Annotated in this window: 8 protein-coding genes; 4 read left to right on the forward strand and 4 right to left on the reverse strand. The window is 69.7% G+C overall.

Features of this window, described 5'->3' with window-relative positions; all coding sequences use genetic code 11:
- Position 1 precedes the first annotated feature (1 nt).
- From rox to HLK59_RS28075, 3 genes are all read right to left on the reverse strand, one after another.
- Positions 2-1,447 carry a rifampin monooxygenase gene (gene rox, locus HLK59_RS28065; protein ID WP_171144317.1) on the reverse strand — a complete coding sequence of 482 codons (1,446 nt, stop codon included), beginning with the start codon at positions 1,445-1,447 and terminating at the stop codon, positions 2-4.
- Positions 1,448-1,635: 188 nt separating this feature from the next.
- On the reverse strand, positions 1,636-2,550 hold the full coding sequence (gene mmuM, locus HLK59_RS28070) for a homocysteine S-methyltransferase (protein ID WP_171144318.1): 915 nt from the start codon (positions 2,548-2,550) through the stop codon (positions 1,636-1,638).
- Between the two features lie 471 nt (positions 2,551-3,021).
- Entirely contained in the window at positions 3,022-5,148 is a 2,127-nt protein-coding gene (locus HLK59_RS28075) for an autotransporter (protein WP_206327673.1), read from the reverse strand.
- A gap of 176 nt (positions 5,149-5,324) precedes the next feature.
- On the opposite strand from HLK59_RS28075, the gene HLK59_RS28080 reads away from it, so the two are divergent.
- Together HLK59_RS28080 and HLK59_RS28085 are read left to right on the forward strand one after the other, a co-directional pair.
- Positions 5,325-6,404 carry a glycoside hydrolase family 43 protein gene (locus HLK59_RS28080; RefSeq protein ID WP_171144320.1) on the forward strand — a complete coding sequence of 360 codons (1,080 nt, stop codon included), beginning with the start codon at positions 5,325-5,327 and terminating at the stop codon, positions 6,402-6,404.
- Position 6,405: 1 nt separating this feature from the next.
- Positions 6,406-7,815 carry an RICIN domain-containing protein gene (locus HLK59_RS28085; protein ID WP_171144321.1) on the forward strand — a complete coding sequence of 470 codons (1,410 nt, stop codon included), beginning with the start codon at positions 6,406-6,408 and terminating at the stop codon, positions 7,813-7,815.
- A 7-nt stretch (positions 7,816-7,822) separates the two neighbouring features.
- Here the strand turns inward: HLK59_RS28085 and HLK59_RS28090 are convergent, their stop codons facing one another.
- Positions 7,823-9,505, reverse strand: a complete 1,683-nt coding sequence (locus tag HLK59_RS28090; protein ID WP_171144322.1) for a rhamnogalacturonan lyase B N-terminal domain-containing protein — start codon at positions 9,503-9,505, stop codon at positions 7,823-7,825.
- 194 nt (positions 9,506-9,699) lie between these two features.
- On the opposite strand from HLK59_RS28090, the gene HLK59_RS28095 reads away from it, so the two are divergent.
- Both HLK59_RS28095 and HLK59_RS28100 read left to right on the forward strand, forming a co-directional pair.
- A complete protein-coding gene (locus HLK59_RS28095) occupies positions 9,700-10,755 on the forward strand; it encodes a rhamnogalacturonan acetylesterase (RefSeq protein ID WP_171144323.1) in 1,056 nt (351 codons plus the stop codon).
- Positions 10,756-10,937: 182 nt separating this feature from the next.
- The coding region (locus HLK59_RS28100) for a DUF2264 domain-containing protein (protein ID WP_171144324.1) at positions 10,938-12,287 on the forward strand (1,350 nt) is incomplete at its 3' end.

Consider the following 12,287-nt stretch of genomic DNA (forward strand, 5'->3'; position numbering starts at 1 on the left):
CTCAGGCGGTGGCGGTGGCCGTGGCGGCGCCGAACCACCGGGGCAGCCGATCGAGCAGCTCCTCCTGGTCCTCACCGACCCACGCCACATGGCCGTCCGGCCGCAACAGCACGGCGGGCACGTCCAGTTCCGCACTCAGGTCCACGACGTGGTCGACCCGGTCCGCCCAGCCCTCGACCGAGAGCCGGCCGCCGCCGGTCCGGTCGAGCAGCAGCCCGCGGCCGGAGCGCGTCAGCTCGTAGAGGCGCCCCTGCGTCAGCTTCACGTCCCGCAGCCGCCGGCCCAGGAGTTCGTGGCCCTCGCCGAAGTCGTAGCGGATGTCGAGCGCGGTGACCTTCTCGATCAGGTGCCGGGTCACGCCCTCGAAGTCCATCAGCTCCGCCATCAGCCGCCGTACCGCCTGGGCGGTCGGGTCGGTGGAGATGAGCAGGTTCTGCACGCGGGTGTTGTCCAGTACGGCGGCGGCCACCGGACGCCGTTCGCCCTGATAACTGTCCAGCAGCCCCTCGGGAGCCTGGCCCGTGATCTCGGCGGCCAGCTTCCAGCCGAGGTTGAAGGCGTCCTGGATACCGAGGTTGAGGCCCTGTCCGCCCAACGGCGGGTGCACGTGCGCCGCGTCGCCGGCCAGCAGCACCCGGCCGACCCGGTAGCTGTCGGCCAGCCGGGTGGCATCGCCGAACCGGGAGAGCCAACGCGGCGAGTGCACCCCGAAGTCGGTTCCCGAGCAGGCCCGCAGCTGCCGCTTGAACTCCTCCAGGGTCGGCGGGACCGAGCGGTCCTCGGCCACCCCTTCGGCGGGTACGACGACGCGGTACCGCCCCTCCCCGACGGGCCCGAGCCCGAACCGCTTCTCGGTCTGCCGGATCCTCGTCACGACGGCGGCGATCGTCTCCGGGGCCTCCGTCACCTCCATCTCGCCCAACAGGGTTTCGGCCTGGGCGGGTTCACCGGGGAAGCCGACGCCGATCAGTTTGCGCACGGTGCTGCGCCCGCCGTCGCAGCCGACGACATAGCGCGAGCGCAGCCGTGTGCCGTCGGCGAGTTCGACGTCCACCCCGTCCTCGTCCTGGCTCACCCCCACGACTTCGCAGCCGCGCCGGATCTCGGCACCCGACTCGACGGCGTGCTCGGCCAGCAGGCGATCGGTGACGGGCTGCGGGATGGCGAGGATGTAGCCGTGCGCGGTGTCCAGCTCGGGCACCGGCTTCTCGATGGCGGCGAAGTAGCCGCCGCCGACCGGGAATTGACGACCGTGCGCGAGGAACCGCTCCAGCAGGCCGCGCTGGTCCATCACCTCGATACTGCGTACGTGGAGGCCGAGCGAGCGGACGTACGCGGCGGGCTCGGCGTCCTTCTCCAGTACGAGCACCCGCACGCCGTGCAGCCGCAGTTCGCCGGCCAGCATCGAGCCGGTCGGTCCGCCACCGGCGATGATCACGTCGATCATGGAACCCCCAAAAACGAACGCACTGTGTGAATCGCTGATTTCCGCGGTTTCTGGCTTCGACCGGAGATTCTGCGGCACGAGGGGGGTCTTGCCGCAAGCCACAGGGTGCGCTATAGGTTAAGAGTGGCAAGGAGTAGCTGACTCCTTGCCTTTCCCTTTGCCGCCCGTCGGCGCCCTACGCCCTAGGCCTACGCCAGCGTCTCCGCGATCGATGTGATCGCCTGCGGCCCCACTCGGCAGCACCCGCCGATCAGCCGGGCCCCGGACTCCCGCCAGGCGCGCACCTGGCCGGGGGCGAAGGAGGAGTGCCCGTTCCAGGCACGGGCTTCGGCGTCCCAGGCCTCGCCGCTGTTCGGATAGACGACGACCGGCTTGCCGGTGACCCGGGCGGCGATCTCGACGGCGGCGTCCACGTCCTCGGGCGCGCAGCAGTTCACGCCGACCGCGATCACCTCGTCCGCCTCGGCGGCCAGGGCGAAGGCCTCCTCCAGCGGCTGGCCGGCACGCGTGTGCCGACCGTCGATCGAATACGAAAGCCAGGCGGGTGTATGCAGTCCACGCACCGCCCGCACCAACGCCTCCGCCTCATCCGCGTCCGGCACCGTCTCCAGTGCCAGTACGTCGGGTCCCGCGGCGGCGAGCACCTCCAGACGGGGCCGGTGGAAACGCTCCAGCTCGTCGACGCTCAGCCCGTACCGCCCCCGGTACTCGGAGCCGTCCGCCAGCATCGCCCCGTACGGCCCGACCGACGCCGCCACCCACAGTGGCCGCGTGACGCCCTTCGCCTTCGCCTGCGAGGCCGCCTCACGGGCCAACTCGACGCTGGCCGCAAGTAGTTCGGCCGCCCGCTCGTGCGAGATCCCGCGCTTGGCGAAGCCCTCGAAGGTGGCCTGGTAGCTGGAGGTGATCGCCACGTCCGCGCCGGCCTCGAAGTAGGCGAGGTGCGCCTCGGTGATCGCCTCGGGCCGCTCGGCGAGCAGCCGCGCCGACCACAGCTCGTCACTGAGATCGTGCCCGGCGGACTCGAGCTGGTTCGACATACCGCCGTCGAGCACGACGGTCCCGGCGGCGAGCGCCTCGGCGAGGGAGGAGTTGCTGGTCATGCCGTCGACGGTACTCCGGCGACAGGCCACCCAGCGCGCTTGTCCACCCCGCGAACGGGTCCGGTACGGCGGAACGTGATGTCCGGCTCGGGTTCCGCCCAATGTGGAGGGGTGGCGTGGGCGTGCAGGTGAAAGCCACGACCAGTGCTGTTTCGCGTGGCCGATACCAGCTGAGGGGTGTGCCGATCGTCGTCACGCCCTAATGCCGGTGGCCCGCCCGGCCCACCCTTCCCCGCCGGGCCCGAGGGCAGGGAGGGGAGGGTGTCCGGTGTCACCTGCGCGTCGGACGTGCCGGGTGTCGCCGACGTGGGTCCGGCCTGGACCGGACGTCCGGCGGGGTCCTCGGCGCGGGGGCGATCACCACGCCCGTTTCGCGCTGCTCGATCACGGTGCGGATGGACATGGCCCCCCGGTGCGGTCAGTGACGATCCTGGCCTGGCCTGGAGAGGCCTGGAGAGGCCTGGAGAGGCTTCACCCGTTCGCCGCGTGCCGTCCGCCCCGTCGCTGGTTCCCTCGGCGGTGTCTGGTCGCCGGGACCGCGAGTCCGCCCAGCAGGCCGAGTGCCAGCGCGTACGGCCACCAGCCCATGCGGTCGTCCTCGGCGGCCCCGACGGTGCGGGTGACCACGGCGTCCGAGGACGAAGTGCCGGACGGAGAAGTGGACTTGCTCGTCGTCGTGGCCGCGCTCAGTACGACGTCGTTGCCGTCGCCGCCCCGGTAGCTGATCCGGTAGGTGGTGTCGGCGAGCTTCACCTTCGCCCCCTCCTTCAGCCCGGTGAACGTGCCGGCGGTCCGCGAGCCCCCCGTGTGGTTCAGTACGGTGATCTCGCGCGCTGCCCCGGTCCCGGCGGCCGCGAGGTCCAGGGCGCCGGCCAGTCGCACCGCACCGGTCACCTTCAACGGCTTGTCCCGCAGCACGAGTTCGCCCTTCGCGCTCTGCGTGTAGTTCCCGGAGACCGTGAGCCCGCCGGCGACGACCCCGTCGTTGGTCACCGAGCCCTTCACCGTGCCCTTGCCGCTGAGCGAGGTCGCCACCCGCAGCCCCGTCGTGCCCGCGTCCAGCCGGGAGCCCGTGGAGGTCAGCCGGATCGCCTTGCTGCGCCGCAGAGTCGCCCCCTGCCGAAGCGCCAGCGTGCCCTTCTTCACCGTCGTCGTCCCCGTGTACGCCACCCCGCTGCCCGTCAGGGTCGTCGTCGCGCTGCCCGCCTGGGTGACCGACCCGCCGCCGGAGATCCGGGACAGGGTCAGGGCCTTGCCGACGTTGTTCAGCACGAGCGAGCCGTTGTTCACGACCCGGTACAGACTGCCTGCGGTATACAGTCCACCGTCGCCGCCCGACCGACCGCTGCCCAGCCGCAGCACCGCCCCCTTCTCGACGGTCGTCGAGCCGTCGTAGTACTGCACGGCCGCGAAGGTGACGTCGTTCCCGCGCGTCCCGGCGATCACGACGTCCCCGGCGCCGGGTGCGGCCAGCGTGTCGTGGAACCGGCCGCCGCCGATGGGGGCGCCCAGCGTCACCGGCCCGTTGTAGTCGAACGTGAGCAGTGAACGGGACCGTGCCGCCAGCAGGTTGATGTAGACGGTCTGCGCCGTGCCCGGCATGAAGATCTTGTGCGTCGTGCCGTCGCCCCACTGGACGTTCGCGCCCTTGATGTTGGTGCCGCGCTTGTTGACGTTCTTGCGTGCGGGCGTCCAGTTCAGGGCCGGGTCGCTGAGTGAGGGGTCGGTGTCGCCGCCCTGGTCCGACCAGCTGTACTGGCCGGTCAGGACGACCTTGCTGCCCGGACGGGACTGGACGTTGATGTCGCTGCCGTACTCGCGCTGGTAGAAGTCCATGCCCTGGGTGACGGTCTGGCCCAGCGGGGTGTCCACGGTCCAGGTGCCTTGGTTGAGGACCTTGCGGACCTTCGGCAGCGAGGTCGCGAACTCGGGGCGTCCGGCGTTGACCTGCGTGCCGTTGTCGATCACCCCGGAGAAGGTGTGGGTGCCCGACAGGTCCCAGGTGCCCCAGAGGAAGCGCGGCTGGGTGATCAGCCCGGAGCCGCTGATGGTGCCCAGGTTGTAGGCGGCGTCCTTCAGGGCCAGCCGCAGTGTGCCGTCGACCCGGATGTTGTCCTGGTTGAGCGCGAACTGCGGGGTGCCGTACGGGAAATGGCCGATCAGACCGGTCGAGCCACCGTTGCCGTACTGGAGCGTCGCCCCGCGTGCGACCGTGACCGCGGGCGGGTCGGGGGCGGTCGTGGTGACGTAGGGATGGTTGCCGCCCTGGATCGACACCTGCTGCCGCTGCCGGGACTTCGGCAGCGTGAAGTCGCTGTCCCGGGTCAGGACCAGTGTTCCGCTGCCGCGCACGGTGAGCGTGCCCTCGCCGCGGAGGACGCCGTCGTACGTCGTCGTCCCGGCGGGCACGGTGACGACCGTGTCGCCGGCGAGGGTCACGTCCCGGCCCGCGAGCAAGTCGGCGGTGATGTCGCGGGTGCCGGCCGCCTGCGCCGGGGGAGCGGTCATCAGGAAGGCGACCGTCGCGAGGGCGCCGGCTGCGGCTGCTGTCTTGTGGGTATGGCTGCGCACGGTACGGAGACGGGGCGGACCGGCCATGGATAACAGAAAAGTCCCGTGCTGACGCGGTCCCGTAGAAAGCGCCTTCTCTTGTCGCGTCCGACCCGTTGACCTCGTCGTTCCCCAGCCTTACCTTTCGGCTGTTCGCAATAACAACAGATGTTCTCAATATCGAACATCACTCTCAGGACACCCCCATCCGAGAGGCAGTCCGTATGAGCCGCACGTCCGACGTCCCCGACAGGCGCATGCTGCTGAAAGGTGCCCTGGCCGCGGGCGCCCTGGCCGCGACCCCCACCGTCGCCGCAGCCGCCCCGAGCCCGAAGAAGACACCCCCGTTCGTGAACCCGCTCGTCCGCAACCGCGCCGACCCCCACATCCACCGCCACTCCGACGGCCACTACTACTTCACCGCGACCGCGCCCGAGTACGACCGGATCATCCTGCGCCGCTCCCGCACCCTGAACGGCCTGACGGCGGCGCCCGAGTCCGTCATCTGGACCAAGCACGCGACGGGCCCGATGGGTGCCCACATCTGGGCGCCGGAGATCCACCGCATCGGCGGCAAGTGGTACATCTACTTCGCCTCCGCCCCCGCCGAGAGCGTCTGGGACATCCGTATCTGGGTCCTGGAGAACGCCGACCCCAACCCGTTCAAGGGGACTTGGGTCGAACGCGGCCAGCTGAAGACGGCCTGGGAGACCTTCTCCCTCGACGCCACCACCTTCACCCACCGCGGCAGCCGCTACCTCGCCTGGGCCCAGCACGAGCCCGGCATGGACAACAACACCGCGCTGTGGCTGTCGCGGATGGCGAACCCGTGGACCCTGACGGGCCCTCAAGTCCGGCTGTCCACACCCGAGTACGACTGGGAGCGCATCGGCTACAAGGTCAACGAGGGCCCGTCGGTCATCGCCCGCAACGGCCGTCTGTTCATGTCGTACTCGGCCAGCGCCACCGACTTCAACTACTGCATGGGCCTGCTGACCGTCGACGCGGACGCCGACCTCATGGTCCCGGCCAACTGGTCCAAGTCACCCACCCCGGTCTTCACCAGCAACGACACCACGAAGCAGTACGGCCCCGGCCACAACAGCTTCACGGTCGCCGAGGACGGGCGCAGCGACGTCCTCGTCTACCACGCCCGCCAGTACAAGGAGATCGTCGGCGACCCCCTGAACGACCCCAACCGGCACACCCGCGTCCAGAAGCTGGGCTGGCACGCGGACGGCACCCCGGACTTCGGCATACCGGTGGCGGACGGCGCCACCGACTCGGTGAAGGAGAGTGTCTGAGATGAGACGTGTGTACGCGGTACTGCTCGCCCTGTGTCTGGCCCTGGCCGGCGCCCTGGTCACCGCGGGGCCCGCCCAGGCCGCCGCCCTGACGATCCCCAACGGCGTCCAGTTCACGGACAGTTCGGGCAGCGCTCTGCACGCCCATGGCGGCGGGGTCATCAAGGTCGGGTCGTACTACTACTGGTTCGGGGAGAACCGCAACTCCGACAACACCTTCCGGTACGTGTCCGCCTACCGCTCCACCGACCTGAAGAACTGGGAGTTCAGGAACAACGTCCTGACCCAGTCGTCCGCCTCCGAGCTGGGCACCGCCTACATCGAGCGGCCCAAGGTCATCTACAACGCCTCCACCGGCAAGTTCGTGATGTGGATGCACAAGGAGAACGGCACCGACTACAGCGAGGCCCGCGCCGCCGTCGCCGTCTCCGACACCGTCGACGGGAACTACACCTACCAGGGCAGCTTCCGTCCGCTCGGCACCCACATGTCCCGTGACATCACCACGTTCGTCGACACCGACGGCACCGGCTACATGGTGTCCGCCGCCAACGAGAACTACGACCTGCACATCTACCGGCTCACCGCCGACTACACCGCCATCGACAGCCTGGTCGCCAACCCCTGGGCGGGCGGCCACCGCGAGGCCCCGGCCCTGTTCAAGCGGGGCAGCGTCTACTTCATGCTGACGTCGGGCGCGACCGGCTGGAGCGCCAACCAGCAGCAGTACGCCACCGCGACCTCCCTCGCCGGACCGTGGACGTCGATGGCGAACGTCGGTGACTCCACGACGTACAACTCGCAGACCGCGTACGTCCTTCCCGTGCAGGGCACTTCGGGTACCTCGTACCTCTACATGGGCGACCGCTGGGGCAACTCCTTCGGCGGCACCGTCAACGACTCCCGTTACGTGTGGCTGCCGCTGACCTTCCCGAGCTCCACCACGATGTCGATGTCCTGGTACCCCGAGGTCACCGTCGACGCGGCCGCCGGGACGATCTCCGGGACGAGCGCCACGTACAACACCCTGATCGCCCGCAACAGTTCGAAGTGCGTGGACGTGCCGAACCAGTCCCTGTGGCAGGGCATCGCCGTCACCCAGTACACCTGCAACAGCGGCAACAACCAGAAGTTCTGGTTCAAGGACCTCGGCACCGGCTACTACCAACTCGTCGGCCGCGGCAGCTCCCTGTGCCTCCAGGAGAACTCCACCAACGTCACCCAGGAGAACTGCGGGACGGCGACCACCCAGCAGTGGAGTCTCACCGCCTCCGGCAGCTACTGGCTCGTCAAGGCCCGCGCCACCGGAGAGTGCCTGGACGTGAACGGCGCGTCCACCGCCAACTCGGCCGCGATCATCACGTACACGTGCAACGGGGCGACCAACCAGCAGTGGACGCGCGGAACCTGACGTCAGCTCAGGCGAGCAGGTCGATCGCGTCGATCGACGTGCCCGCGCTGAGATAGGCCGTCGTCCCCGAACCGCTCACCACGTTGATCTTCAGCACGTTGTACTGACCGGTGTCCGTGAGCCAGGCGCTGGCCGGGACGCTGTAGGTGAACGTGTAGTTGTTCCCCCGGTAGGAGCCGTTGGTCAGTGACCGGGTGTTCGGCTGGGTGGGCGGGGAGGGGATGGCGGAGGTCCAGGTGTCGTTGACGACGACCTGCGGCCGGCCGTTGGCGTAGGCCGTCGTCACGCCGATGCGCAGGGTGTGCGCGGCGGCGGCCTGGGCCGCGGTCAGCTTGAAGTACACCAGCAGACCGCTGTTGACGTCCTTCCAGAGGTAGCAGGGGAAGGCCGAGGTCTCGGTGCCGCTGCCGACGACCACGTTGCCGGTCCAGGCCGAGGCGCGGACGTCGGACGGGTGGGCGTACGTCATCAGGTCGGCGTTCTTGAAGCCGCTCGGCGTGCCGTTCCAGTCGTTGATCCGCCAGATCGCGCTCGCGTTGCTCGGGTCGTTCGAGGACGGGATCGCGATGGTGTTCAGCGTGGTCGTCCCACCGGCGGATACGGTCACCGATGTACTGTATACAGCCAACTCGCTCTTGTAGACGGTCAGCGTGTACGTCCCCGGCAGCACCGCGCCGATCGAGAAGTAGCCGTCCGAGGATCGTGCCGAACCCCAGTACTGCGCGGCCGAGTTGGCGAGCCCGACGGTGTACGCGTACGACGTGTTCCGCCCGGTGATCCCGACGCCGGCGACCCGGCCCCGACCGCTCGCCGCCACGTACCCGGACAGGCCCAGCGAGTCCGCCCACGAGGTGGTGAGGGTGCCCGGGTACAGCGACGAGGAGGGCGCGCCGCCGTCCGTGAAGGCGATGACGTAGGGGCCCTGGAGACCGAAGCGCTGGTCCTCGGTCTGGTTCTGGCCGTAGTACAGGATCTCGTACAGGCCGCCGCCGTCGGCGCTCTGGTGGCGCAGGAGAGAGCGGTAGAAGGGGCCGCCGGAGGCCTTCTCGTGGTTGGAGCGGACGACGTACAGGCCGACGCTGCCGGTGCTCCAGCCGACGTAGTCGTAGTCGATGACCCGCACCTTGGAGTAGTGCTTGGAGCGGGTCTGGCCGTCGGACTTCGCGAAGACGTCCGAGGCCTCGATGGTGGTTGGCGCGTAGGTGTAGGAGTCGGGCTCGTCGTTGAGGAAGAGCCCGGCCTTGACGCGCACGATGAAGCGGGTCGCGGAGACCGAGGTGTCGGCCTTGTTGGTCCACAGGTAGACGTTGTTCTCGCCGCTGCGGGCCGCGTAGTAGTGCTTGAGCGTGCCGTACGTGACCGAGATCAGGATCGTCGAACCCGACTGGGCGATGGTCACGGTGGAGGTGCCGAGGCCGGACTCGATGTGTGAGTTCTTGCCGTCGTAGCCCTGGTACTCCGTGCCGCGGTAGACCAGCGAGGTCAGGTCGCCGTTGGTCTTGCTGACCTTGAAGACGAGGTTGGCGCCGGTGTCGACGACGTAGTTCGAACCGTCGTCGGACCAGCCGAAGGCCGCGGCGGAGGCCGACTCGGCGAGCGGTCCGGCGAGCGCGGCCGATCCGGCGGCGGCCGCTGTACCGAGGACGAAGGTGCGGCGGCGGACCGGTCTGTTCGCTGCGGATCCGGACATGGGGGTGCCTCCTTCGAGGACATGTGGGGGTGGTGCGGGTGAGAGCGAGGGTGGCAGTTGAATCGATTTCGCGAAAGGGCTTTCGCTTGCTGGAGGTTGGCAATCTTGTGAAATCGGCCCGAGGTCTAGAAAGCGCTTGCCGATAGGGGTACGGTCCAGCCGCCAGGCCTTGTCGTGTGTCGTAGGAGCCTCGAATGAGACGTTTCAACCTCGCCCTGCTGGCGACGGTCGCGCTGAGCACCGCCCTGACCGCCGTCCCGGCCCACGCCACCGCCGAGGGACACGGCCAGCACCGCCCCCTCGGCCTCGAGAACTGCACCGCCACCGTCTGTCACTTCGACGTCCCGGCCGGCACGTACGACGTCAAGGTCCTCCTCGGCGGCGACGCCGGGTCGAGCACGAGTGTCAGCGGTGAGACCCGGCGTTCCCTGCTCCCCGAGACCGCCGTCGCGGCCGGCGAGCGGACCGCCCGCAGTTTCACCGTGAACGTCCGCACCCCCGAGGGCGAACCCACCGGAGCCGAAGGCACCCCCGGCCTCGACCTCGTGTTCGGCGGTTCGGCCCCCGCGCTCGCCGACATCAGGGTCACCCCCGCCCGGCACGCCCGCCAGATCTTCCTCGTCGGCGACTCCACGGTCTGCGACCAGCCCGGCGACCCGTACACCGGCTGGGGCCAACAACTGCCCCAATACCTCCGCAAGGGCATCTCCGTCGCCAACTACGCGGACTCCGGCGAGAGTACGGTCACCTATCTGTCGAACCCTCAACTCTTCGCCACCGTCCAGCCGTTGATCCGCCGCGGTGACCTGGTCCTGGTCCAGCTCGCCCACAACGACAAGACCACCGACGAGGTGACCTACCGGACGAACCTGGAGACACTGGTCGCCGGTATCCGCGAAAAGGGCGGTGAGCCTGTCCTCGTGACGCCGATCGTGCGACGCTGGTTCAACTCCGACGGCACCCTGAACAACAACACCGCACTCCTGGTCAACGGCCTCGGCGTCGACCACCCCGCAGTCATCCGCTCGGTCGCCGCCGCGCAGGACGTCCCGCTGATCGACTTGACGGCGAGGACGAAGTCGCTCGTGGAGTCCTTGGGAGTCGAGGGTTCCAAGGCGATCTACCTCTACAACGAGAAGCGGGACAACACGCACACCTCCGTGCACGGGGCCACGGTGTACGCCGGCCTCGTCCGCGACGAACTCGTCGCCCAGCACCTGGTGCCGAGAGGCCTGGTGCGGGTGGGATGAGCCCCTGGGGCGCCCCGACCGGAACCGGGGCGCCCCAGGCCTGACGCTCCACGAAGCGCTCCGCGGAGAGGGCGTTGACCTGTCTGCCGGCCGGCGCGGGCCGGTGGGGGCCGGTCACGCAGCTCCCCGCGCCCCTGGGGGCGTTACCGTGCCGGATGTCGTCGAGATCTGGAAGCGAGTCCATGCAGCTGCCGCCTGCCGACCGTATGCAAAGTCCCTGTACCGGATACACCCGCGCCCACTGGGAATCCGCCGCCGACGCCCTGCTCGCCGCGACGGAGCCGTACGCCGCCGAGGGGGGCGCCCTCTACCACTTCCCCGGTGAGCACACGAGCTGGTCCGGTCGGGTCTCCGACGGGCTGGAGGGCTACGCCCGGACGCTCCTGCTGGCGGCCTTCCGTCAGGACGAGACCGCCCTCCAGCGCTACGCCGAGGGCCTCGCGGCCGGGGTGTCCGGCGTCTGGCCGCGCATCGAGGACCGGAGCCAGCCGCTGGTGGAGGCGGCGTCGATCGCCGTGGCGCTGCGGCTGACGCGCCCGCTGCTGTGGGACCGGCTGGACGACGGCGTACGTCAGCGGGCCGCCGGCTGGCTGGGCGACGCGCTGACCGCCGAGGCCTGGCCCTGCAACTGGGAGCTGTTCCCCGTCACCGTCGGCGGCTTCCTCCAGGAGATCGGCCACGAGCCCGAGGCCTCCCGCAAGGCGATCGACCGTGGCCTGGAGCGGATCGAGGAGTGGTATGTCGGCGGTGGCTGGTACACCGACGGCGAGGGTCGGAAGTTCGACTACTACAACGGCTGGGCGATGCACCTGTATCCGGTGTTGCACGCCTGGTTCGCCGACGACAGTCGGCTGTCGGCTGTATACGGTGAACGGTTGGAGGCCCACCTCGCCGACTACGCCCGCCTGTTCGGCGGCGACGGCGCCCCGCTGCACCAGGGCCGCTCACTGACTTATCGTTTCGCCACCACGGCCCCCCTGTGGCTCGGCGCCCTGACCGGCCGTACCCCGCTCACGCCCGGGCAGACGCGGCGGCTGGCGTCGGGGGCGCTGAAGTACTTCCTCGACCGGGGCGCGGTGAACTCCGACGGCCTGCTGACCCTCGGCTGGCACGGCCCCGACCCCGCCGTCCTCCAGGGCTACTCGGGCCCCGCCTCCCCGTACTGGGCGAGCAAGGCCTTCCTCGGCCTGCTCCTGCCGCCGGACCACGAGGTGTGGACGGCCGTGGAGGAGCCGTCCCCGGTCGAGCGCGGGGACGAGGTCCGGCCGATCGCCGCCCCCAACTGGCTGATCCAGTCGACCGGTTCGGACGGTCTGGTCCGCCTCCACAACCACGGCAGCGAGGACGTCCGCTACGACCCGTACTACACGCGCCTCGCGTACTCCACGGTGACGGCGCCCTCGTCGTCGTACGACAACAGCGTGATCGTCGGCGGTGATCCGAGCCGTACGGACATCGAGCCGCTCGGGGTGGGGGACGGTTGGGCGGCGTCGCGGCTGTCGCTTTTACCCATCTCCGAGCCCACGAGACTC

This window comes from Streptomyces sp. S3(2020), assembly GCF_013044505.1.
Taxonomy (GTDB): domain Bacteria; phylum Actinomycetota; class Actinomycetes; order Streptomycetales; family Streptomycetaceae; genus Streptomyces.

Coding starts and splice junctions, on each gene's coding strand:
- rox (WP_171144317.1), bottom strand. CDS start 1,447: ATGATCGACGTGATCATCGCCGGTGGCGGACCGACCGGCTCGATGCTG.
- mmuM (WP_171144318.1), bottom strand. CDS start 2,550: ATGACCAGCAACTCCTCCCTCGCCGAGGCGCTCGCCGCCGGGACCGTC.
- HLK59_RS28075 (WP_206327673.1), bottom strand. CDS start 5,148: ATGGCCGGTCCGCCCCGTCTCCGTACCGTGCGCAGCCATACCCACAAG.
- HLK59_RS28080 (WP_171144320.1), top strand. CDS start 5,325: ATGAGCCGCACGTCCGACGTCCCCGACAGGCGCATGCTGCTGAAAGGT.
- HLK59_RS28085 (WP_171144321.1), top strand. CDS start 6,406: ATGAGACGTGTGTACGCGGTACTGCTCGCCCTGTGTCTGGCCCTGGCC.
- HLK59_RS28090 (WP_171144322.1), bottom strand. CDS start 9,505: ATGTCCGGATCCGCAGCGAACAGACCGGTCCGCCGCCGCACCTTCGTC.
- HLK59_RS28095 (WP_171144323.1), top strand. CDS start 9,700: ATGAGACGTTTCAACCTCGCCCTGCTGGCGACGGTCGCGCTGAGCACC.